The sequence below is a fragment of the Colwellia aquaemaris genome, assembly GCF_057548755.1.
In genome coordinates this window covers 649131-672148 of the sequence record NZ_BAAJLV010000001.1, presented here as the reverse complement: position 1 = coordinate 672148, position 23018 = coordinate 649131, and the positions used below count along the sequence as shown (strand labels likewise).

Annotated in this window: 19 protein-coding genes; 8 read left to right on the top strand and 11 right to left on the bottom strand. The window is 40.2% G+C overall.

All coding sequences use genetic code 11. The features are described from left to right. Nucleotides 1-24 precede the first annotated feature (24 nt). The 3 genes from AC27HL_RS02965 (at nt 25) to AC27HL_RS02955 (ending at nt 3896) form a co-directional block, all read left to right on the top strand. Nucleotides 25-501 (top strand): DNA polymerase III subunit chi, encoded by a 477-nt coding sequence (locus AC27HL_RS02965; protein WP_487078877.1) that lies wholly within the window; start codon nt 25-27, stop codon nt 499-501. 22 nt (nt 502-523) lie between these two features. Then, nucleotides 524-3382: a valine--tRNA ligase gene (locus AC27HL_RS02960; protein WP_487078876.1), complete on the top strand. Its 2859-nt coding sequence runs from the start codon at nt 524-526 to the stop codon at nt 3380-3382. A gap of 304 nt (nt 3383-3686) precedes the next feature. After that, nucleotides 3687-3896: a cold-shock protein gene (locus tag AC27HL_RS02955; RefSeq protein ID WP_487078875.1), complete on the top strand. Its 210-nt coding sequence runs from the start codon at nt 3687-3689 to the stop codon at nt 3894-3896. 103 nt (nt 3897-3999) lie between these two features. On the opposite strand, the gene hemH is transcribed toward AC27HL_RS02955, so the two are convergent. Continuing rightward, nucleotides 4000-5016, bottom strand: a complete 1017-nt coding sequence (gene hemH, locus AC27HL_RS02950) for a ferrochelatase (RefSeq protein ID WP_487078874.1) — start codon at nt 5014-5016, stop codon at nt 4000-4002. Nucleotides 5017-5025: 9 nt separating this feature from the next. Then, entirely contained in the window at nt 5026-5565 is a 540-nt protein-coding gene (locus AC27HL_RS02945; protein ID WP_487079887.1) for a glutathione peroxidase, read from the bottom strand. Between the two features lie 328 nt (nt 5566-5893). On the opposite strand from AC27HL_RS02945, the gene ccmA reads away from it, so the two are divergent. Genes ccmA through ccmE form a run of 5 tightly spaced genes read left to right on the top strand, consistent with a single transcriptional unit; the run spans nt 5894 to nt 8769 of the window. Then, the gene (gene ccmA, locus AC27HL_RS02940) at nt 5894-6565 is read left to right on the top strand and encodes a cytochrome c biogenesis heme-transporting ATPase CcmA (protein ID WP_487078873.1); all 672 of its coding nucleotides are present in this window, start codon (nt 5894-5896) and stop codon (nt 6563-6565) included. An 11-nt stretch (nt 6566-6576) separates the two neighbouring features. Beyond that, nucleotides 6577-7260 (top strand): heme exporter protein CcmB, encoded by a 684-nt coding sequence (gene ccmB / locus AC27HL_RS02935; protein ID WP_487078872.1) that lies wholly within the window; start codon nt 6577-6579, stop codon nt 7258-7260. A gap of 4 nt (nt 7261-7264) precedes the next feature. Continuing rightward, a complete protein-coding gene (locus tag AC27HL_RS02930; RefSeq protein WP_487079885.1) occupies nt 7265-8020 on the top strand; it encodes a heme ABC transporter permease in 756 nt (251 codons plus the stop codon). After that, on the top strand, nt 8010-8237 hold the full coding sequence (ccmD, locus tag AC27HL_RS02925) for a heme exporter protein CcmD (RefSeq protein ID WP_487078871.1): 228 nt from the start codon (nt 8010-8012) through the stop codon (nt 8235-8237). The genes AC27HL_RS02930 and ccmD overlap by 11 nt, the downstream gene beginning before the upstream one ends. 19 nt (nt 8238-8256) lie before the next feature. Beyond that, a complete protein-coding gene (gene ccmE / locus AC27HL_RS02920) occupies nt 8257-8769 on the top strand; it encodes a cytochrome c maturation protein CcmE (RefSeq protein ID WP_487078870.1) in 513 nt (170 codons plus the stop codon). 251 nt (nt 8770-9020) lie between these two features. On the opposite strand, the gene AC27HL_RS02915 is transcribed toward ccmE, so the two are convergent. The 9 genes from AC27HL_RS02915 to AC27HL_RS02875 all read right to left on the bottom strand — a co-directional run bounded on the left by AC27HL_RS02915 (nt 9021) and on the right by AC27HL_RS02875 (nt 23016). Further along, nucleotides 9021-10334 carry a sugar MFS transporter gene (locus AC27HL_RS02915; protein ID WP_487078869.1) on the bottom strand — a complete coding sequence of 438 codons (1314 nt, stop codon included), beginning with the start codon at nt 10332-10334 and terminating at the stop codon, nt 9021-9023. A 96-nt stretch (nt 10335-10430) separates the two neighbouring features. Continuing rightward, nucleotides 10431-11564: an N-acetylglucosamine-6-phosphate deacetylase gene (nagA, locus tag AC27HL_RS02910; protein WP_487078868.1), complete on the bottom strand. Its 1134-nt coding sequence runs from the start codon at nt 11562-11564 to the stop codon at nt 10431-10433. Then, a complete protein-coding gene (gene nagB-II, locus AC27HL_RS02905; protein WP_487078867.1) occupies nt 11564-12577 on the bottom strand; it encodes a glucosamine-6-phosphate deaminase NagB-II in 1014 nt (337 codons plus the stop codon). Before nagB-II ends, nagA begins: the two co-directional genes overlap by 1 nt. 63 nt (nt 12578-12640) lie before the next feature. Further along, on the bottom strand, nt 12641-13534 hold the full coding sequence (gene nagK / locus AC27HL_RS02900; protein WP_487078866.1) for an N-acetylglucosamine kinase: 894 nt from the start codon (nt 13532-13534) through the stop codon (nt 12641-12643). A gap of 182 nt (nt 13535-13716) precedes the next feature. Then, the gene (locus tag AC27HL_RS02895; protein WP_487078865.1) at nt 13717-16392 is read right to left on the bottom strand and encodes a family 20 glycosylhydrolase; all 2676 of its coding nucleotides are present in this window, start codon (nt 16390-16392) and stop codon (nt 13717-13719) included. A gap of 85 nt (nt 16393-16477) precedes the next feature. Then, on the bottom strand, nt 16478-17173 hold the full coding sequence (locus AC27HL_RS02890) for a SapC family protein (protein ID WP_487078864.1): 696 nt from the start codon (nt 17171-17173) through the stop codon (nt 16478-16480). 19 nt (nt 17174-17192) lie between these two features. Beyond that, nucleotides 17193-18743, bottom strand: coding sequence for a tryptophan halogenase family protein (locus AC27HL_RS02885; protein WP_487078863.1), 1551 nt, complete (start codon nt 18741-18743; stop codon nt 17193-17195). Nucleotides 18744-18752: 9 nt separating this feature from the next. Next, on the bottom strand, nt 18753-20324 hold the full coding sequence (locus tag AC27HL_RS02880; RefSeq protein ID WP_487078862.1) for a tryptophan halogenase family protein: 1572 nt from the start codon (nt 20322-20324) through the stop codon (nt 18753-18755). Nucleotides 20325-20457: 133 nt separating this feature from the next. Next, entirely contained in the window at nt 20458-23016 is a 2559-nt protein-coding gene (locus AC27HL_RS02875; protein WP_487078861.1) for a TonB-dependent receptor, read from the bottom strand. Nucleotides 23017-23018: the final 2 nt, after the last annotated feature.

Below are 23018 nucleotides of genomic sequence, written 5' to 3'. Positions count from 1 at the left end.
TAAACTGATACACGGAATAACGTCATGCAAACCCAAGCAATGTTTTATAGCATTGAAGCGCAAAGTAAAGTCGCAGGTGTAACTGAACAGCAATTACACCTGTACTACGCGTGTTTACAAGCGGCGTATTTTTACCGACATAGTCAGCGAGTATTTATTTATACTCAAAATCAAGAAGATGCTCATAACATCGATGAAATGTTATGGGCATTTGATCCTAACAGCTTTGTACCTCATAACCTGATTGGCGAAGGCCCAAAACAAGGTGCGGCTGTTGAAATTAGTTGGCAGCCACCAACCAACCGCCGTGCGGTTTTAATCAATTTAACCAGCGATGTGCCTAACTTCGCTAACCAATTTTCACATCTGATAGATTTTGTTCCAGCCGATGAAAGCCAAAAAGAACAAGCACGAAATCGTTTTCGCACTTGTCGTCAATGGGGTTTCAATGTTGCTCATCAAGTAGCCAGCGCACAACAAACTATCAATACTACAAGTTAAGAATCTTCTGACGGAAAATCTGATGGAAAAAACATTTACCCCCTCTGACATTGAACAATCCCTCTATAAAAGTTGGGAAGAGCAAGGTTACTTTAGCCCAACCGGCGAAGGTGACGGTTACTGTATCGCAATTCCACCACCAAATGTTACGGGAAGTTTGCACATGGGGCATGCTTTTCAGCAAACCATCATGGATACTTTAACGCGTTATCAACGTATGCAAGGTAAAAATACTTTATGGCAAACGGGTTGTGATCACGCAGGTATAGCTACGCAAATGGTGGTTGAACGCAAAATTGCCGCAGAAGAAGAAAAAACTCGCCATGACTATGGGCGTGATGCTTTCATTGATAAAATTTGGCAATGGAAAGAACAATCAGGTGGCACTATCGGTAAGCAAATGCGCCGACTAGGCAACTCGATTGACTGGTCTCGCGAGCGTTTTACCATGGACGATGGCATGTCGGAAGCCGTACAAGAAGTATTTGTACGTTTGTTTGAAGACGACTTAATCTATCGTGGGAAGCGTTTAGTTAACTGGGATCCTAAATTTCATACCGCTATCTCTGACTTAGAGGTTGAAAACAAAGATAAAAAAGGCCACATGTGGCATTTACGTTACCCGCTTGCTAATGGCGCAAAAACGGCAGAAGGTAACGACTACTTGGTTGTTGCAACCACTCGCCCTGAAACTATGTTAGGGGATACGGGTGTTGCGGTGAATCCAGAAGACCCACGTTATAAAGACTTAATTGGCCAGCATGTTTTATTACCACTGGTAAATCGATTGATCCCAATTGTTGGTGATGAGCATGCTGATATGGAAAAAGGCACAGGTTGTGTAAAAATCACCCCTGCGCATGACTTCAACGATAATGAAGTCGGTAAACGCCATGATTTACCATTAATCAACATTCTTGATAAAAACGCCGCCATATTGGCAGCTGCTGAAGTTTACAATAGCAATGGTGAAGCATCAGATGTTTATAGCACTGACTTACCAAAAGAATTTGCTGGCATGGATCGTTTCGATGCTCGCAGAGCCATTGTCGCCGCCTTTGACGAATTAGGTTTATTAGTTGAAGTTAAAGAGCATGACTTAGTAGCGCCATATGGCGATCGCTCGGGCGTTATTATTGAACCACTATTAACTGACCAATGGTATGTGCGCGCTGCACCTCTGGCAAAACCAGCCGTTGAAGCGGTAGAGAACGGCGACATAGAATTTGTACCTAAACAATACGAAAACATGTACAACGCTTGGATGCGCGATATTCAAGACTGGTGTATATCTCGCCAACTTTGGTGGGGACATCGAATTCCGGCCTGGTATGACGATTCAGGCAAAGTTTATGTTGGCCGCAACGAAGCTGAAGTACGTGAAAAACACAATATTGCTAGTGACATCAGCTTAACCCAAGACAACGACGTGTTAGATACTTGGTTCTCTTCAGCCCTTTGGACTTTCTCTACCTTAGGCTGGCCAAACAATTTAGAAGATTTGAAAAAATTCCATTCTACTGACGTACTAGTCACTGGTTTTGACATTATTTTCTTCTGGGTTGCTCGCATGATCATGATGACCATGCACTTCATTAAAGATGAAAATGGCAAGCCACAAGTACCATTTAAAAAGGTTTATGTTACTGGTCTTATTCGCGATGAAAATGGCGATAAAATGAGTAAGTCAAAAGGTAATGTTGTTGATCCATTAGATATGATTGACGGTATTTCTTTAGAAAACTTACTTGAGAAACGCACCGGTAATATGATGCAGCCACAACTGGCGAAGAAAATTACCAAACTAACTAAAAAAGAATACCCTGACGGTATTGAAGCACATGGTACTGACGCATTGCGCTTTACACTAACCTCGGTGGCTTCAACAGGCCGCGATATTAGTTGGGATATGAAACGCCTAGAAGGCTACCGTAATTTTACTAATAAATTATGGAATGCCAGCCGTTATGTCATGATGAATACCGAAGAGTTTGATTGCGGTAAAGTCGAAAATTCTGAGATGGAGTTTTCGTTAGCTGATCGTTGGATTTTAGGACAGTTTCAGCAAACCGTTAAAACTGTACATGAAGCCTTTGATACTTTCCGTTTCGATTTAGCATCACAAGCGCTATACGAATTCACTTGGAACCAATTTTGTGACTGGTACTTAGAGCTAACAAAACCCGTTTTATTCAAAGGCAATGAAGCACAACAACGCGGTACGCGTCACACATTAGTTAATGTACTAGAGAGCTTACTACGCTTAATGCACCCAATTATGCCGTTTATCACCGAAACCATTTGGCAGCGTGTTGTTCCACTTACGCGCTTTGAACAATCAGGTGATAGCATTATGGTGCAAAGCTTCCCGCAATTTGATCAAAGCTTATGTGATCAAACTGCCATAGATGACTTGGAATGGGTAAAACAATTCATTGTTGCGGTACGTAATATTCGCGGCGAAATGGATATAGCTCCTAGCAAACCATTGCCAGTATTGTTAAAAAACGTCAATGTTGATGACCAACGCCGTTTATCAGAAAATGAGCAATTCATCAGTGCATTGGCTAAATTGGAAAGCATTACTGTTTTAGCTGATGACGATAATGGGCCTGCTTCTGCAACAGCTGTGGTCGGTGATTTATCATTGCTAATTCCAATGGCGGGTTTAATTGATAAAGATGCAGAATTAGCTCGCTTAGATAAAGCCATTGATAAACTTACAAAAGATGCTGAGCGCGTACGTGGTAAACTCAACAATGAAAACTTTGTTGGTAAAGCGCCAGAAGCCGTTATCAACAAAGAAAAAGCTAAGCTTGCTGAAGCCGAGTCAACCTTAGAAAAATTGGTTGACCAGAAGGCACAAATTTCAGCAATGTAAGTAACTTGTTAAAAAAAATCTATAAAAGCCAGCACCTTAGCTGGCTTTTTTTTGTCATAAAAAAGTAAAGTAATCTTCATTTTTTTTAGAGATTCCTGATTTTTATTGTGGTAACATGTTTTCGCGTTGAGTTTTTGCGTTTCGGGAGAAGGAGAGATCATAGGATTTATTCCTAGATCAGCCTAGGCGCTTTAATATGTGTTACTGGAAACCTTTCTCTGTCTGTACTTAAGGTAGAGGGCATTTACTCCGTATATGGCCGTTTTGGCTAAACTTTAATTTTTGACCTGCGAGAAATGTTGGTATGTCTGATACAGTAACTGGTAAAGTAAAATTTTTTAACGAATCAAAAGGATTTGGTTTCATCGAGCAAGAAAATGGTCCTGACGTGTTTGTTCACTTCAGTGCAATCGCTGGCGATGGTTTCCGCACTTTGACTGACGGTCAAGCGGTAACTTTTAGCGTAAAACAAGGCCAAAAAGGTCCTGAAGCTGAAAACGTAGTTGCATCTTAATCTAATATGCAACCTTATCTTTAGCGTTGGCTAAAGATGACATAAAAAAACGAAACCTAGGTTTCGTTTTTTTGTTTCTGTAATGGGCGCTTAAGCTTAAATACTAGTTTTTAATATGCGGCTCAACTAATTCCACCATAGCGGCAATATGCATATCATCGTCATTTAAAGCCGGAATATAATGATATTGCTCACCGCCTGCAGCTACAAAAACTTCACGATTTTCATGTACTAACTCTTCCAATGTTTCTAAACAGTCAGCGCTAAAGGCCGGGCTTATAATAGCAACATGCTTATTGTTTTCTGCCAAGCTGGCTAACGTTTCATCAGTATAAGGTTTAAGCCATTCAGCTTTGCCAAAGCGTGACTGAAAAGTCATCACATAGTCATCTTCTTTCAAACCCAACTGCTCTGCCACTAAACGGGTGGTTTTATGGCTAAAGCAATAATATGGGTCTCCCTGTTCAAGAAAATATTTCGGCATACCATGGTAAGAAAAAATTAATTTGTCAGGTTTACCATGCGCTTGGAAATGCTTATCAATGCTTTCTGCAAGTGCTTTAATATAAAGTGGATGATCATGATAACCACTTTGAAAGTGAATACTTGGGATCCAACGCCAGGTTCTGATTTTATTAACGACTGCATCAAAGGTTGAACCTGTTGTAGGACCGCCATATTGTGGGTATAAAGGCAATACAATAATATTATTTACGCCATTTTCTTGAAAATTATCGAGGGCACCGGCAATTGACGGATTACCATAACGCATCGCTATATCAACCATCACCTTGTCACCATATTTTTGTGTCAAGATCTGTTCAACTTTTGTCTTTTGCTGTTCGCTGATCACCCACAAAGGCGAGCCTTGTTCCGTCCAAATACTTTCATATAACTTTGCAGATTTTTTCGGGCGCACACGCAAAATAATACCGTGTAAAATTATCAACCAAAGTAGTCGCGGAATTTCAACTACTCGAGGATCTGAAAGAAACTCGCGCAAATAGCGACGAAGAGCACCTGCCGTTGGGCTATCAGGTGTGCCTAAATTTGTTAATAGTACACCCGTTTTTGCACTTTGATCGTGAATTTTTTTACTTCTTCCTACATACCTTGACATAAATATTCTCTACAAAATATCGTTAACTGCGTTCACAAAAACTTCTGAATCTGGCTTTACTCGGCTATTAAAGTGCTTAATTTTTTTACCGTCGGCACTAACTAAGTATTTATAAAAATTCCACTTTGGTGCCGTTGTTTTGTCAGCCAATTTTTTAAATATAGGGTGCGCGTTACTGCCCCAAACATGCACTGGCGACAGCATAGTAAATGTTACGCCATAATTTACAAAGCAGATATCAGCAGTATCTTTCTCATCATCTTCTTCTTGGAAAAAATCGTCGGAAGGGAAACCAATAACCACTAGCCCTTTATCTTTATATTGCTTATGTAATGCTTCAAGTGCAGTAAACTGAGGTGTAAAACCACAGTGGCTAGCGGTATTAACAATTAACATCGGCTTACCAGCTGTTAACTGACACAGGTCCAGCATTTCTTTTGCATGTAACTTTTTTTCACTATGCTGCATAAACGACAAACATTGTCCTGCTTTTGCTTGGTCTTTTGCATCACTATTAAATGAAATTAACGCAATAAATGCGATCAGCATCAAGGTTTTCATGAATTTTATTCCTATACGGGTTCAGGCGGTATGTTATCGCAATTATTAAAACAAAGGAATTTCCCACAATATAATTAGCAAAAAAGCCTAAAAAAATTACAAAGAATCTCATAAAGCTAATAGTTATCATGAATTTACATACCCAAGTAATTAGTGGCTAATTAGCTGAGAAATACTAGCCTTTAACAACTGATATAGTATCATAGCGCATGAATAGTGCGATCAAAGTCCAAATATAGTGACATAAGTCAAATCGCACAGGTATATATTAGGTTATTATCACCCCAGTCACAGTGAATCAGTTAAGTGGATAGCTTTGTCAAATTTAAACGCAGAAGTTGAATTAACAACACAAAATTCGAATGTTTTATTAAGTGCCCAAAACTTAACGTGTATTCGTGAAGAACGCGTTTTATTTGAAGCACTTGATGTGAATATTTCTGTCGGGGATATTGTGCAAATTGAAGGCCCAAATGGCGCAGGAAAAACCAGTTTACTGCGCATTCTTGCAGGCTTATCTCAACCTTATGACGGTACCATTTATTTTCAAAATAAAGCTGTCGCTCAGCAACGAGAGAACTTTCACCAGAATTTACTTTACTTGGGGCACTTGCCCGGTGTGAAAGGAGAAATGACCGCACAAGAAAATTTAGAGTTTAATTTGGCTTTACATGGGTTAAACGCTAGTGACGCCGAAGAAACCTTATCAGAAGTAAACTTGCTAGGTTTTGAAGATGCCTTAGCTTCGCATTTAAGTGCAGGGCAGCACAGAAGAATTTCATTAGCACGTTTATGGCAAAGCCAACATAAAATTTGGATTTTAGATGAACCTTTTACCGCTATTGATAAGCTAGGTGTTGAAAAACTTGAACAATTATTTTTGCGTCATGCCGACAATGGCGGCTGTGTTATTCTCACCACCCATCAAGATTTGTCTTTACCCGCTGAGCGAGTAAAAAAAGTTACATTAACCTATCGGTTTTATTAGAGTAGCCATTCATGACGCAACTTTCTTATCGTTCAGCATTTTCTTTAATTGTAAAAAGAGATTTGATGATCGCTTTTCGCCATCGCGACGATATTATTAATCCGCTACTGTTTTTTATTATTGTGGTGTCTTTATTCCCGCTGGGTATTGGGCCCGAAAGTACAACATTATCACGCATTGCCCCCGGTATAATTTGGGTGGCGGCATTATTATCAACCTTACTTTCACTCGATAGGCTATTTAAATCCGATCACGCTGATGGTTCACTCGAGCAAATGCTGTTAAGTCCGCACCCAGTATTTATTTTAGTTCTCGCTAAAATTTTTGCCCATTGGTTACTTACAGGCTTGCCATTAATTTTAATAGCGCCCTTACTGGCGGTATTATTACACTTACATGAAAGTAGTTATGGCGCGCTGATGTTAACGCTTTTGTTAGGCACACCTGTACTTAGTTTACTCGGCGCTATCGGCGTCGCGTTAACCGTTGGTATTAAAAAAGGCGGAGTATTATTAAGTCTTTTGGTACTTCCGCTTTACATTCCAGTGCTTATTTTCGCCACCAGTGCTATTGATACTGCGGCAATGAACTTACCTTATAACGGCCAACTTGCTATAATTGCGGCAATATTTTTTGGTTCGTTAACCTTAGCCCCTTTTGCTGTTAGTGCAGCATTAAAAGTGAGTACAAATTAATATGATGTGGAAATGGCTACACCCTTACGCAAACCCAGAAATTAGCTATCACTTCGCCGGTAAAATTTTACCTTGGTGTTCACGTTTAGCATTTTTATTTTTATCGGTCGGTATTGTTTGGGCGCTTTTATTTGCCCCTGCTGACTATCAACAAGGCGAAACCTTTCGAATTTTTTATTTGCATGTGCCGGCGGCTATGCTGTCAATGGGCATATATTTAGGCATGGCAATCGCCGCGTTAACAAGCTTAGTGTGGCAATTAAAACTTGCCGATGCATCGGCTGCGGCCATGGCACCTATCGGCGCAACTTTTACTTTTATCGCTTTAGTTACGGGCGCAGCATGGGGAAAACCTATGTGGGGTACTTGGTGGATTTGGGATGCGCGTTTAACCTCCGAACTGATTTTACTATTTTTATATTTAGGTGTTATTGCTTTGCACAATGCTTTTGAAGACAAAAGCTTAGCAGGAAAAGCCGCCGGTATTCTCGCTTTGGTTGGCGTTATTAACTTACCTATCATTAAATATTCTGTGGAGTGGTGGAACACCTTGCATCAAGGTGCAACGGTAAGTAAGTTGGGCAAACCTGCTATGACTGCAGATATGTTTTGGCCATTTTTAATTTGCTTTATAGGCTTTGCATTTTTAGTGACAGCCTTGATATGCATTCGTTTTCGTACCGAAGTATTAAACCGCAATAGTATGCGTCCATGGGTACGTGAGCTCGTTGCGAATGAGGAGAATTCCCATGCAGTTTGATAGTATCAGTGCATTTTTAAACATGGGCGGCTACGGCTTTTATGTATGGCTTTCATACGGTGTCAGTATTTCAGCCTTAGCTCTGTTGATATTTTCTAGTATCAATAGCCATAAAAAAATTAAACAGCAAATAGTAAAACGTCAAAAGCGTGAAACAAAATTACGCCAAGCGGCTAAACAACAAGCGCATAAGCAAACGAATGCTGAACAGTTATAAAAATTTAAGAGGTTAATATATGAATCCCCGTCGTAAAAAACGATTAACTATCGTATCTTCTATTATTATTGGCTTAGGTGTCGTTGCAGGCTTAGTGTTATATGCACTTAGTCAAAATATCGATTTATTTTATAAACCATCAGAAATATACAATGGTAAGGAAGATACCGGTATCAAAGCAATTAATGGCCAACGATTACGTATTGGTGGCTTAGTCGTGCCGGGCAGTGTCCATCGTGATCCGGATAGTTTAAATGTTAGTTTTAAATTAGCGGATATGAGAATACCGATTGCTTTTTCTGAGACAGATCCAATGGTAACGGTTACTTATGATGGCATTTTGCCTGACTTATTCCGAGAAGGACAAGGCATCGTTGCTAACGGTACCCTTGTAAATGGTAACAAAATTGAGGCGAGCGAAGTACTAGCCAAACATGATGAAAACTACATGCCAAAAGAACTTGCTGATGAAAAAGGTGAAATGCACGTTAAGCCTGATTACAGTAAAGCTCAATTAGATCCTAATAACTAACTTGGATTTAGTTTAACTAGCACTAAATAATTTATGCTTGTAAAGCGAACTAATGATAGTTCGCTTTTTTATTGCTTAAACCGGCATAAGTTTCAACATAAACTAAAGTGTAATCTCTATCGACACTATGGTCGTCTCAGAAACCTATGGCTGCTTATCAGGCAACAAAAAGCCCTGGCAAAGTGCCAGGGCTACTTAAGTTATATCTCACCTTTAATAAATAAGACTTAAAGAAACCACCTCGCTAAGTACTACCAAGATCGCAGTTTATGGCCTTTTAGGGCGTAGTATAGAATAAATAAGTAACATGGTAGACCAACAACATAAGCTAACTGCGTACTATCAAGCCATAATGATAATTTACCAAAAATAAGAGGTAATATTGCACCACCTGAAATACCCATAATTAACAAAGCAGAGCCTTGGGCGGTAAACTTGCCTAAACCATCAAGAGCTAACGGCCAAATTGATGGCCAAACTAACGCATGTGCTAAGCCCATCAGTGCGACAAAGGTAACAGTATCAGGTAACACTTGAATACCAGTCCATCCCCAAATAATATCAGCTAATAATGTTGATTCTGTAGACGCAAACATTACCCCTAAAATACAAATAGAACCGGCAATTGCAGAGCCGATTAGCGCTTTTTCTTGTGAAATATATTTAGGAATACAAGTAACGCCAATAATGTAACCAATAACCATGAAAACCATAGTGTAAGAGGTTAAGCCTGAAAAGTTAGGCACAGAGAGTGAGGCACCATATAAACCTATAGTGTCACCTGCAATCACCTCAACTCCCACATAAGCAAATAATGCCACAGCTCCAAGTATAATTTGTGGGTATTGAGTTATACTAGTTTTCTCATCAGCCGACGCTTCAGACTCATCTTCAAAGCTTAATTCAGGTAATGCGGAAAACTTCACTAACGCAATTAAGGCACATAATATTACCGCCATTATGATATAAGGTTGTACAAGTCGGCCAGACAACTCAGCTAATCTCTCAGCTTTAGTCACTTCATCTAATGTTGCTAAATAGCTTTCTGAAAAATCCCCCATACCAGACAAAATAAGTACGGTGAAGACAATAGGTACAATCACACCAGCGCTTTTATTGATTAGCCCCATAATACTGATACGCATTGCGGCACTTTCTTTTGGTCCAATATGCACTATGTATGGATTTGACGCAGTTTGTAAAATAGTTAACCCGGTCGCTAAAACGAATAAGCCCACCAGGAAAAACAAAAAATTAGCACTTAAGGCCGCCGGAATATGCAGTAAAGCCCCCACCGCCATAATTGCAAGCCCGAGTGCCATACCATTTTTATAACCGGTTTTTTTCAGTACATATGACATCGGCAATGCCATAAACGTATAGGCAATATAGAATGCGAAAGTTACAAATAACGCCTGAAATTCATTTAACTCACAAATTACTTTTAGAAATGGGATCAAAGAGCCGTTTAGCCAAGTTACAAATCCGAAAATAAAAAACAAAATGCCAATTATGGCCATAGGTAAAACACTACTACGTCGCTGCGCTGTCATTGTTGTTTCCATAATTTCCTCATGCGTTAATACGCTTTTAATTATCGTTATTCTTTTATAATATCAAGGTCTATCTAATTGTCACCTAAAGGTTATTTTGCAAACAACCTAATTAACTTTATAGTGACAACGACCGCTTATCCAAGTTGATTGCACCTTTAATTCATCATTAAGTTCGACGAAATCAGCCTGTTTTCCGACACCTAGTTGCCCTCGCTGCGATTCATTGATGTAGTTTGCCGGATATTGCGTTGCCATACGCAAGGCTTCATCTAACGACAAGTTCAATTTTTCATTAGCATTTTTTACGGCCATCGCCATATCGAGTACCGAGCCTGCTAATTCACCAGTACTTGAGGTTAGCTTACCGTTTTCCAAATAAACATGACGATCAAAAAAAGCAAAGCCTTGCTCATCTGTGCCAACAGGTGGCATCGCATCTGTGACCAGAAAAACTTTCCCCTTTGGTTTAGCTTTTAAGGCAAGTTTACAATTGACGTAGTCAACATGATGGCCATCAACAATCAAGCCACAGGCGGCATTGTCATTTACTAATGCACAACCAGTAACTCCAGGCTCTCTCCCCTGTAACGGCGACATAGCATTAAAAAGGTGTGTAAAGCCGCTAGCACCCGCATCAAGAGCCTGCTGAGCTTGCAAAAAACTCGCATTGGTATGGCCTAGACAAATATGAATACCTGCCGATTTCATCCGCTTTATATCTGCTAAACTTACCGTTTCTGGTGCCAACGTCACCAATACCTTGCCGATATCTTTTCGCTCTAATATTTGCCACTCTTCTTCGCTAATTGCCCGAATAAAGTCGGCGCTGTGGGCGCCCTTTTTCGCTACCGATAAATGCGGCCCTTCAAAGTGAATACCAATAATACCCGGCTCGCTATTAGCGATTGCACTAGCAATAGCCTCAGCCGCTTTAGCCATCACGGCAATAGAGTCTGTAATAAGCGTTGGCAACATTGCGGTGGTACCAAACGCTGCATGTGCTGCCATTATCGACCTCACGCCAGCAACTGTAGGCGTACGATTAAACAATACACCACCGCCGCCGTTAACTTGTAAATCAATAAAGCCTGGGGTAACTAGCCCGTGCAGATGTTCGTCAAAATCATTAATATCGTCATCAAACCCCATGATGATACCGTCTGTAATGATCATGATTTTATTGTCTTGATAATTTTTACCGTCAAATAAACGATCTACACGTACTCTGAGCATAGTCATTAAACTGTCCTAGTTACCTTTTTAAGGCCTTTAGGTTCGTCTGGATTGAAGCCTCTTGCGACAGCAACGTAGGCTACATCTAAATAAAAGCGCTGCAAAACCACCAGCGGCGCAAGCCTTGGATGCACGCCAGCATCAAGTTGTTGTAATGTAACAACTTCAGCTCCACGAGTGCGCATTTCATTAATTTGTTGAACATGAACATTGGCACTTTCATCATTTATTTGACAATCCAAAATAGCCAAGCCTTGCTCAACTAGGGTTGCTGGCCCATGTAAGAATTCTGCACTAGAAAATGCCTCCGCATGAATACTGCTGACTTCTTTTAATTTAAGCGCCATTTCTTTGGTTATGGCATAACCTAAGCCCCTACCAAGCACTACCATATTTTTTACATTAGCAATAGATTCTGGTGTTAATTGCGCTGGCGTATTCACTATCGCTTGCATTGCCGCTGGTAGCGACGATAGTGCCTTAATAAGATCGGTATTTTGGGTCCAATAAGCTGTAAGTTGCAACAAGGCAGAAAGCGTCGCTAAATAGCTTTTAGTAGCGGCCACAGAGACTTCCTCACCGGCTTTGAGCGGCAAAACATCGTCAACAATATCAGTAAGCGGCGAAGTTTCATCGTTAACTAACGCAACACAATAAGCGCCTGCGGCTTTCGCCATTTCAGCTTGGGCAATAATATCTGGGCTGCGCCCTGACTGAGATATAACAATCACCAGTGCTTGCTCAAGTTTTAGTTGCTTACCATAAACACTAGAAACAGATGGTGCAGCAGCAAACGTAGGTACGCCAGCTTCAATTTCAATTAAATATTTTCCGAACACACCGGCATGATCGGATGACCCACGACCTATGATCATCACCATTTTAGGGTTCAATGTTCTTAAGTTTTCACCAATAGTTTGCGCCAAGGCTTGGTTTGCTTTGAGCTGCTTAGCGATGACACTCGGTGCCTGCTTCGCTTCTTGCTCCATAATCGTATTTGTGACATTTGCTTGAGTCATAGTGTTACCTTATTTACGCGTTTGACTATTGAGAATTTAAAATTGTTAATCTGTACCGCTGGCTTAATTCACTTGTTGGCTTTGTTGTTTAGCAAAAAATACGGCACCAACTTCGGGAGAGTTAAGCGGTGCCGACAAACTTTTTTGTACATCTTCAGCCAGCCAAGGTAGCAATCTTGGCGTTAGGCCACCAATTAACGAAAGACGTGGCGGGCAACGTTTATTAAGCTGCATAGCAACATTATCAATGTAGCTTGCCCCTTCTTTAATAATTGCCAGAGCAATATCATCCCCCTGCTCTGCAGCATCAAACACTGAATTCGCCATGCGAGCATAAAATGCAGCCGGCTTACCGGCTATAGCCTCAACCAATTCAACACCAGTACTAACATTTAGCATAGTTAATAACTTATTGTTCAATGAGCTAGTCGTAACTAGGCCGTCTAATGACAGTAAAACTTGCTTTGCTGCTTGAAGGCCAAACCATGCACCACTGCCTTTGTCACCATGTGGAAAACCATGCGCCCCAACGACAAACTCTTCGCCATCAACATAAGAAAACCCACAAGAGCCTGTACCTGAAATTATCACCGCACCATCTTGGCCTTGATGAGCCCCTAAACAAGCGATCAGTAAATCGGTTGCTAAATGCATAGCTTTAAATGGATGTTGCCAATTATTCATTTGTTCAAATAGTACCGGTAAATTGACCCCAGCTAGGCCAACACCAGCCACAATATTTCCTAGCGATGATTCAGCTATTCCCGCGTCAGCTAAAGCAAGTTTTGCAGAACTAACAATTGAATTTGTCGCTTGTTCAAAGCCGTGTAACGGATTACCTGGTCCAGAGATACCAGTGCCAAGAATTTTATTGTCAGCTGACATCACAATAGCCTTGCACTTACTGCCACCGCCATCGATACCTAAAAATATATTGTTGTCATCGCTACTTAACATTTCGACCTCTTGTCTTTACCTTATTTCCGTAACTAAAATTTATAACTTAGGAAAGGCAAAACTCTATTTGCATTCATCTTAACGACAAATGACAGCGTTGTCATTTGTTTTTTTGAAATTATTTTCTCTTTCCGTCAACAGGCTAATGTCACAAATATTAACCTGTTGAAGTTAAATAATATTTAGTTCACATCATAGGTTTTAGAACGGCGTTCTCCATCAAAAGAACGACTTCTCACCTTAACATTGCCTTTAACTTTGACTGATTGATGGTAAACCTGCCATTGGCCATCATCTTCTTGGAACTCTATGGTGAGCCCCGGAAAGGCAACATTAGCCTTTAACATGCCATCCACAATAATTGCACCAACATTCGGTAAACGATAAAACACGTTTTCCGCTTCCAACTTAGCTAACGCTTTTTGTCCTATGGTGTTTGCAAACTTTCGCCACTGAATATCACGTTTAGTTTTTCTAGTTTCATCAAAAGCATTTGTTTCTTGGCTATAAAGCGCGCCCTGATAATTATAAGGCACAGCCCAGTCCGCTTTATGCCAAGCACGCTCAGCTAAGGCAAATAATCGTGGATATATTTTATATTCACTCATGGTATCGCTACGGGTGTTCTCACTCCATAGCTGGCCTTGAATACCATAGAACTTCAGCCCATTTGCTAAAGCAGACTTCCTATCATCAGCGATATAAGCATTATCTTCTCTGTCAAGCCAAATTTCGGCATGAACTGGCAGGTTATCAGGCATAAACTGGAATACTTTTTCCGTATTGGTATGACGAGATGCCCAGTAGTAACCGTGTTCCTTAGGGTCAGCTTCATAAGGAAAATCAAAATACAGTACATCAGGGCTAGATATCACCACTTGCCAATCTCTATTAGTAAGTTCATGTACTTTTTCATGACCACCCCAAAATAAAACATCCCAAGCATTTGATTGCACAATGGCTGGCATCTTCTCTTTGCGAGTATGAGACAAACCATCACTCCAACCTGCGGTTTCAATATCTAAATCCGACAGAATTCCAGCAACACGCTCAATAAAGTAAGCGCCTAGCTCGCTCATACTTTTGACCCCATGAGTATTATTAGCAACAAATGCTTTGCACGCTGGCGAATCCATCCAAGCGCCAGCGGTTTCGTCAGCGCCAATATGGTAGCGTGTTAATGGTTGGCCCGCTTCGGCGTGTATGCGCTTCACCTGTGTCATTACCTCATGCACAAACGCGTAAGACGACTCTAAGCAAACATTAATAGTATTGTCATTGTAGAACTGTACCGATGAATATTTAGTGGTATCTAAAGGATCATATAAATTAAACTGCTGTGCCTTTTCGTCATTTTCCGCAATAGCAAATTTTTTACTTCGGGCTGCCATGGCTTTGATTGCCGCCCTTGAATGGCCTGGCATATCGAGTGAAGGGATCACCTGAATGTGTCTCGCTGTGGCCGCTTTTAATATTTCTTGATAATCAGCGACACTGTAATAACCATTAACGTCATTTTCAGGGCTAACGCCAGCACCAAGTTGTGGTTGCAAACAATGTGCATCTTCGAGGTCAAAACAACGCTGAGCACTAACTCGCGTAAGCTCCGGCAATGATGGAATTTCCAATCGCCAGCCTTCGTCATCACCTAAATGCAAATGCAATTTATTTAATTTATATGCCGACATTTGTTCAAGTAAGCGTAAAATAAACGCTTTAGAATGGAAGTTGCGGGCAACATCAACCAATAAACCTCGAAATTGATAATGTGGCTCATCATCAATGCGTACTTGCGCTATCGTTTTACTATTGGGCATTAACAGCCCAGCTAAAGATTGTAAACCATTGAATACCCCTGCGTTGTCAACTCCAACAATTTCAATACCTTGACTATTTACATTTAATTGATAGCTACCCACTAGCTTATTGGCATTTTCTACAATACGTAATGACGTTTTAAAACCATCCTCATTTTGCTTTATACCTAAGCGTTGCAATCGCATTATGGCCGCCATAACAAGCTCTGGTTCGACATTGTTAAAAGCAATTTTAAGGCCGCGACTAAGATCAATAACAGGTAATTTGCTATCAACAATTATCTGTTTAGGTGTTGGAATAATGGCACTCGTTACATCAACATGTTCCCCATCTAATTTTAAATTTCGCTGGTATAATTGCGCGCTACTCAACCACTGAGTTTTGTCTTTGTTCGTGCGCTTAAATTGTTTTTCAACATCAGTAAAAGGTACAACAAAAGGCAAGGTCTCTAAACCTGTTTCCGGGTCAATACCCGCCATAGTGCTTTTAATGACCGCTGGTTGAATCATATGTTCGCCATTAACATTTTTTATAGCGCTAACAATATAATTTGGAATAGCATCAGTTTCTGACAATGACCAAAACATGGCGCGATAGACAATGCGCTTAGTTTCATTTTTAGTAAAACCGGTAAAGCTCTCTGTTAATGCTATTTTATGTAAATCACCATTGATGTGAGTAACACTAAACTCGTCACTTTCAAATGATTGAATCGGCGAGATTTGACTAAAGTGAATTTGCCAATTGTTCGCAGCTATCGCTTGGTTGGCAGTTAACAGTAGCTCAACTTCAAAACACTTGCCATCAGCTATATCTTTATTACATTTGTCACTAGGAACATTGGTCACAACCCTGTGTTTAACTTGCAAATGTTCTGCAATATTGCTGATATCGTTTGCAGTTACAGAGCTAAGCGCCAATTTTGCCTCTGCTGTTGAATCGAGTTCGCCTTTACTTGCTTGAACATCTAAATCTTTTTTCCCACAAGCACTTAAAGATAAGACGCCTAAAAAAACTACTGCCATTGATTTACTAAACATAATTACTCTTCACGTATTTTATAGAAAATGATGGAATGGCATAGCGCGACAATACCGACTATGCACTTAGGTTTTGCTAGAAGCGTTAAGTTAAACTAATTAATCGTGAGATACGCTGTAATGAAAATATACAAGCATAAATGGGAGCCAGTAAGTTTTCTTTTTTTAATGCATCAAACGCATCAGACGACAAAGCATTCAGTTTGCTTTCGTCAACTATATATAGGCCAGTTAAATTAACTTCTTCACCTTGATTGGTTTTAACGGTCAGCGCTTGTGGTGATACAAGTTCATTGCTAACAAGTAACGTAGTAAAGTGTTGAGTTGCACTTACTTGTGCATTAAATTTTGACATCAAGTCAATTTTATCAGCCAATAATGCTGATTGTTGCCCGTCAGCTGTAAACAGCTCTGTCCCTTGTCTTTCGCTAACCGACGCAGCATCAAGGTCTATGGCGACAATTTGCTTATCATTATTTTCAGCAGCTTGCGTTAATGCCAATGGGTGACCTTGTAACTGCAATGGAATATATTCAGCTTGCCAGCTGCCGGCTTTGTTAAACAAATTTTCATTTGGTTTTAGGCCGACTAATGCCACTAAATGAAATTGTCCAGTTTGCGAGTCTTTAATCAAAACAATAGGGTAATCAGCTTGTGCTTGTGTAAGCTCGAAAACAGATAGTGGTACAACATGTGAGTTCGCTGCATGACTATAACTGCCATCAACGATTATTTTTAGATTTTGATGTTGCTGACTATTCAACGCTTGGTAATTTGGCATGCTTAATCCTTAAAATTTTTTAAATGGCTTGAAAGTTATGATCCATCAACTGAGTCATTAACGCTCTATTAGTTGGTAACTGTGCCAATAATTGTTGAGTAATTTTTTCATTTTTTTGACGAATATTGTCAGCCATTGCTTGCTGAGAAAATGAACTCGCGTTATAGGCTAGCTTTTGCCCAAACCCCATACCATGCAATACGTATTGATAGCTGTCTTGCAAAAATGGCTCGTAAACATGGGTAAAATCATATTGACTTACCGGGTGGTATTGCCAGTTTTTCACTTGTTCTTGCAAACGTTCAGGAACGGATGATAATACTTTGTTGGCCTGCCAAAAATCTTCGCTACGATTAGATAAAAAGTAATGCAGCTTGATGAAATCAATTGTTTTTTCCCATCGATAAGTAAAGGATTCGTTAAACTTTTTCTCCACTATCGGCAATAAGCTTCGATGGCGAGGAAATTGTTCACACAGCATATTTGCAGAGGCCTCAATAAGAAAGATGGCGGACGCTTCTAATGGTTCAACGAAGGCAGCTGACAAGCCGATAGCAACACAATTGCGGTGCCAAAACTTTTCTCGATATCCGCAGTTCATTTTAATTCGACGTGCAGATAATTGCTCTGCTTGTGGTCCCACATATGCCCTTAGTGTTGCTTCAGCTTCATCATGACTAATAAAGTCTGAGCAATAAACATAGCCTGTGCCACGACGATTTGATAAACCAATATCCCATGTCCAACCTGCCGTTTGGGCGGTAGAAATAGTCGCGCTGTTTATATCTTGCTGTTCAGATAAATAAGGCACTTGCATGGCAATTGCGTTGTCAGTAAATAATGTGTCTTTTATCGATTTAAATTTTATGCCAAAGGTTTCACCCAATAACAGGCATTTAAAACCTGAACAATCGACAAAAAAATCGCCGACAATTGTTCCCGCGCTGTCGGTTTCAAGCGCTTGAATATCGCCTTGCTGGTTTACATTTACTTTAGTGACATTAGCGCTGATAAATTTAACACCAAACTTACGGCAAGATAGTTCCTTGAGAAAGTCGGCAAATTTACCGGCATCAAGATGATAAGCATAATTTACAAGGCCTTCATAAGCTCTATTAGTCATACTTTTCGGGGCCAGCCCTTGCTGACAAATAGCCGCCTGAGGGCTTATAAAGTCTGCATAGGTTTGGCTTTTATCTGACATTGACCAGTAAGGGCTAAGGTTAAATTCCTCGGCGCTAACAATACCGCTAAATAAATGATAGTAATAATTTTGCTTATTTGTGGTCGGCGTTTCCTTCCAATTAACAAACTTGGTTGCTTGTTTAAAAGAAGCAAAACAAAAGCGCATAAACTCACTTTCATCTATCTCCAATTCCGCCAAGGTTTTTCGCATAGTTGGCCATGTGCCTTCACCTACACCTATGGTTGGAATGTCCGGTGACTCAATTAAAGTCACTTGCACGGCATTGTCAGCAGTGCTATTAAGCTTTTTGGCCAGTTTTGCTGCAGTTAACCAACCTGCTGTACCACCACCAACAATAACAACTTGATCGATATTATTATTCATCTGAAACCTCTAAACCTTATTAAAGCCATGCTGTAATACTTGCTCAATCAGCTGTCGTTGTTCAGGCAATTTTTCAATCAACATATTGCTCGCACCATCAATGCGATTGAACATTTCTTGAGCTTTAGCAACATCGGGATATGATGAGGCATTGTATGTTATATCTGTATTAAAATTCATACCGTATAAAACATAAAGGTAACTGTCTAAGTTAAAGGGCTCCCAAGCATTGTCAAAATCATACTTAGTTGGTGGCTGTGTTTTCCAAAAATCTAATCGCTGGGCCAAATGCTTAGGTATGCTTTTGCTAGCACAATTATCGACCCAATACTGACTATCTCGCCGTTGAGAAATACAATAGTGTAGTTTAATAAACTCAACCGTACGCTCCATGCGCATAGTAAAGTGCTGATTAAACTTTTCTTCCACGTATAACATTTGGCTACGTTTACGCGGGAATTGTGCGGCTATCATATTGGCTGCAGCATCAAATAAGTATATTGCCGATGCTTCCAATGGTTCAACAAAGCCCGCCGACATGCCAATAGCAACACTATTTTTATGCCAAAACTTTTTATGGTAGCCGTGGTTGAGTTTGATTTTTCTAATGGCAAGATCTGCTGAATAATCGTCGCCAATATAGTCAATTAGCTGCTGCTTCGCCTGGCTCTCATCAATATATTTACTGCTATAAACATGGCCGACGCCACGACGTTCTTGCAAACCAATATCCCAAATCCAACCCGCCGTTTGTGCCGTTGCAATGGTATGTGTATTAATTGTTTGTTGACTATTTTTATATGGCACTTGTACCGCTAACGCCGTGTCGTTAAATATAACATCACTTATGTCGTGCCAATCGATATGGTAGGTTTGCTTAATAATTAAGCCTTTAGCCCCAGAACAATCAATAAAGAAGTCGGCAGCTATTGTTGGTTCTTCTTTATGATCCGTTTCGACTAAGGAAATAAATTCATCATCATCTAAAACTACCTTAGTTACGTTGGCACTAATAAATTTCACACCTAAATTATTAATACAGTGTCGCTTTAACAAATCAGCAAATTTATTGGCATTAAGATGATATGCATATTCTTGAGCAGCACTATACTCTGCCATCACAATTTGCTTGGGTGCTTTACCTGCATCACACAACCGAGCTTGCGATGCGACCGCTCTGTCATAAGGCTTTCGCAAGTCTTTACTTTGCATTAACCAATAGGGGGCGAGATTAAAATCATAGGAAGAATGGCTAACAGTACTTAACGGGTGGTAGTAACTTGATTGCTCATTTTCAGTCGGTGTATTTGCCCAATTTACAAATTCAGCACCTTGTTTAAAGGTTGCGTCACATTCACGAATAAAATCTGTTTCACTAATGCCAATTTTTCGCAATGTAGCTCTAAGATTTGGCCAGGTTCCTTCACCTACACCTAGAATGGGAATATCAGGAGACTCTATCAGCGTAACTTTCACTCCATCTCTGGCTTTGCTATTTAAGCTTTTTGCCAAAATAGCTGCGCTTAACCAGCCCGCAGTGCCTCCACCAATAATGAGAATATGATTATTTTCTGAGGTCATGATAATTTTCCATATAGCGAGTTAATCATGCGGTTACTATAACGCGATAATTCAACAGTGGAACGATTTCGATTGGAAATAAAAAAAAACTTGAAAGGGAGGGAGAGTTCCCTTCCAAGTTTACGGTTACAACTTATAAACGATACGATACTTTTAAGAAGACATTACGACCGTTATCAGCAGCTAAGCGCATGGCTGTAAAACCTTCACCAAATCGCTGAGTCGTTGTTTCATTAAATAAGTTAGTACCTTCAATACTTACATCTAAGTTGTCAGTGGCATGCCAAGTGGCATTCATATCGAAAATGCCGTACGAATCCCAGTTTGTGTCACCACCAATACCCGTCGAAGGTGAAATAAAGCTATCACGGTAGGTATATGCAGCACGTGCTGAAAACATATCATTTTCAAAGTAAGCGCTTAGGTTATAGCTGAGTTTTGATAAGCCTGACAATGGCTTTTCAACAATGGCATCATTTTCTTCTTGTAAACCAAAACCTTCGGTATAGGTTACGTTTGCAGACCAACCAAATTCACCCATTTGTTGTTGATATTGAGCTTCAATACCTTGCAGCTCACCACCTAAACCTTGGCCAGGCTCACTAACAATGTAGGTTGTACCATTTGCTTGAATTCTGCTTTCGTTAGCCCCAGGAACAATAAATGAACGTATATCTTTACTAAACAAGGTTGCAGACAGCAAAGACTCATCATTAAAGTACCACTCTAAGCCAATATCAGCTTGTGTTGCACGATAAGGGTCAAGCTTGATACTACCGCGAGTAATGTTGATTGAAGCTGCGCCAGAATTTGAAGACGGAATATTTGCTGCTGGGTTTAAAAAAGTATAATTTGGACGACTTATTACTTTAGCAGCTGACATACGCAAGATTAAATCTTCAGACAAGTTCAACGCTAAGTTAAAGCTTGGTAGCCAATCACTATAATCACTTTTTTCTGTTTCAATTTTTGAAGTATCAATATAGCCATAATAATCTGCAGAAGTATCGGTGGCTACATAGCGCAAGCCTAAGTTACCACGATAATCATCACCACTAAAGTCACCTTGCACATACATAGCAAAAATATCTTCTTTAATAACACCGTAACTCGATTTATTTAAACTTTCACCTGTTTTATGCGCGTTGTAATGTGCTCTTAATTTTTCACCATTTACACGGGCAATATTCGTTGGTGAACCGGCAAGTAAACCAGTACCAGAGTGGTTAAAGTGCCCATCAGCAAACGTTGCTTTAGTAATACCTGTTGTTAAACTATCATCAAATGTCCAAGTATTAGAGTAGCTGGTAAATTCATGGTCGCGTAATTTAACACCAGTTTTGAAATTCGACACTGGTCCCCAGTCAACTTCAAAATCAAAATCAACTTGAGCAAAGGTTTCTTCATCTTTACGGAAACCAGCAGTTACAGCACCATTATTTAGAATATACTCTGAATGGTCGCTAGCATCGGTGCCATTTGGCGATAATAACATGGCATTGTTACCACTCATGTCAAAATCAATTGATAGGTCACTATTACTTGATACCCAACCCGCATTATAGTTGCCGCCGTCACCACCGGTTGCTTCTGTTTGACCAATTTTTGCATTTACCGTGTAGGTATCAGCACTGTACTCAATTTCGTAAGCTAATACTTCAGTATCCATTTTTGCATTACGAGTATTTTGATCATCAAATGGCGCTCCAGCATAAGTACCGTTCAACGCAAAACCATTTTTAGGGCCAAAGCTTGTTGCCCCAGTAACATTTGCATTAAAACCATCAGGATCAGTACCAGCAATAATTAGGTAATTTTGGTTACTATTCGCAGCATCTAAATCAACATGAAAGTAATGCAAGTTCATAGATAATTCATCTGACGGTGCATACTCTAACGTTAAATCAATTGCATCACGTTCACGGGTTTGTGCGAATTCAGCAATACCTGCGCCAGCCCAACCATCGTCCATATAGTTTTCAGCTTTATGCGCACGACCTATAGTTTCTAACGTTGACAATGCCGCTAAAATACCAAAGTTTTCATCATTGTTTTTCCAGCTATACATGCCTGTAAAGCCTTGACCATTTTCATCAGCAATGCTGTTATCTTGATATTCAGCCGATAAAAATAAAGTGTTGGCGTCTAAGCTAAGAGGTTTTCGTGTACGTACAATCACAGTACCACCAACACCACCCTCATCTAAAGTTGCTGTTGGCGACTTGTAAACATCAACACCTGCAACTAATTCTGGTGGCAGCAAATCCATATCAAACGAACGTTTTGCCGCTTGCTGCGAAAACCAACCCGTAGAAGCAACATAGTTGCCATTCATACTAACTTGCGTTAGTTCAGAGTTAGTGCCTCGAATTGACACATCACCACCTTCACCGGCAAAGCTACGTACAATAGATACACCCGGTATACGTTGCAAAGACTCGGCAATGTTGCGATCTGGGAACTTACCGATGTCTTCTGCTGAAATAGAATCTACAACTGCATCAGCAAAACGCTTTTGATTGAGCGCTTCTTTAAGTGAACCGCGAATACCAGTAACTTGAATTCGTTCTACTTCTTTTTCGGCATTAGCAGCATTTTCTTCTGCAGCCATTGCAAATGGTGAAGCACCACCTGCAAGGATCATAGCGATACTGCTCGCCAATACGCCTTTTTTAAATGTTTTAGATGACATCG

What these genes read in the sequence shown, in the direction of transcription:
- AC27HL_RS02915 (WP_487078869.1), bottom strand. Translation starts at nt 10,334, where the DNA reads ATGGAAACAACAATGACAGCGCAGCGACGTAGTAGTGTTTTACCTATG.
- AC27HL_RS02875 (WP_487078861.1), bottom strand. Translation starts at nt 23,016, where the DNA reads ATGTCATCTAAAACATTTAAAAAAGGCGTATTGGCGAGCAGTATCGCT.
- AC27HL_RS02965 (WP_487078877.1), top strand. Translation starts at nt 25, where the DNA reads ATGCAAACCCAAGCAATGTTTTATAGCATTGAAGCGCAAAGTAAAGTC.
- nagB-II (WP_487078867.1), bottom strand. Translation starts at nt 12,577, where the DNA reads ATGACTCAAGCAAATGTCACAAATACGATTATGGAGCAAGAAGCGAAG.
- AC27HL_RS02880 (WP_487078862.1), bottom strand. Translation starts at nt 20,324, where the DNA reads ATGACCTCAGAAAATAATCATATTCTCATTATTGGTGGAGGCACTGCG.
- AC27HL_RS02955 (WP_487078875.1), top strand. Translation starts at nt 3,687, where the DNA reads ATGTCTGATACAGTAACTGGTAAAGTAAAATTTTTTAACGAATCAAAA.
- AC27HL_RS02895 (WP_487078865.1), bottom strand. Translation starts at nt 16,392, where the DNA reads ATGTTTAGTAAATCAATGGCAGTAGTTTTTTTAGGCGTCTTATCTTTA.
- nagA (WP_487078868.1), bottom strand. Translation starts at nt 11,564, where the DNA reads ATGACTATGCTCAGAGTACGTGTAGATCGTTTATTTGACGGTAAAAAT.
- AC27HL_RS02945 (WP_487079887.1), bottom strand. Translation starts at nt 5,565, where the DNA reads ATGCTGATCGCATTTATTGCGTTAATTTCATTTAATAGTGATGCAAAA.
- AC27HL_RS02930 (WP_487079885.1), top strand. Translation starts at nt 7,265, where the DNA reads ATGTGGAAATGGCTACACCCTTACGCAAACCCAGAAATTAGCTATCAC.
- nagK (WP_487078866.1), bottom strand. Translation starts at nt 13,534, where the DNA reads ATGTTAAGTAGCGATGACAACAATATATTTTTAGGTATCGATGGCGGT.
- AC27HL_RS02960 (WP_487078876.1), top strand. Translation starts at nt 524, where the DNA reads ATGGAAAAAACATTTACCCCCTCTGACATTGAACAATCCCTCTATAAA.
- ccmB (WP_487078872.1), top strand. Translation starts at nt 6,577, where the DNA reads ATGACGCAACTTTCTTATCGTTCAGCATTTTCTTTAATTGTAAAAAGA.
- ccmD (WP_487078871.1), top strand. Translation starts at nt 8,010, where the DNA reads ATGCAGTTTGATAGTATCAGTGCATTTTTAAACATGGGCGGCTACGGC.
- ccmE (WP_487078870.1), top strand. Translation starts at nt 8,257, where the DNA reads ATGAATCCCCGTCGTAAAAAACGATTAACTATCGTATCTTCTATTATT.
- AC27HL_RS02885 (WP_487078863.1), bottom strand. Translation starts at nt 18,743, where the DNA reads ATGAATAATAATATCGATCAAGTTGTTATTGTTGGTGGTGGTACAGCA.
- hemH (WP_487078874.1), bottom strand. Translation starts at nt 5,016, where the DNA reads ATGTCAAGGTATGTAGGAAGAAGTAAAAAAATTCACGATCAAAGTGCA.
- AC27HL_RS02890 (WP_487078864.1), bottom strand. Translation starts at nt 17,173, where the DNA reads ATGCCAAATTACCAAGCGTTGAATAGTCAGCAACATCAAAATCTAAAA.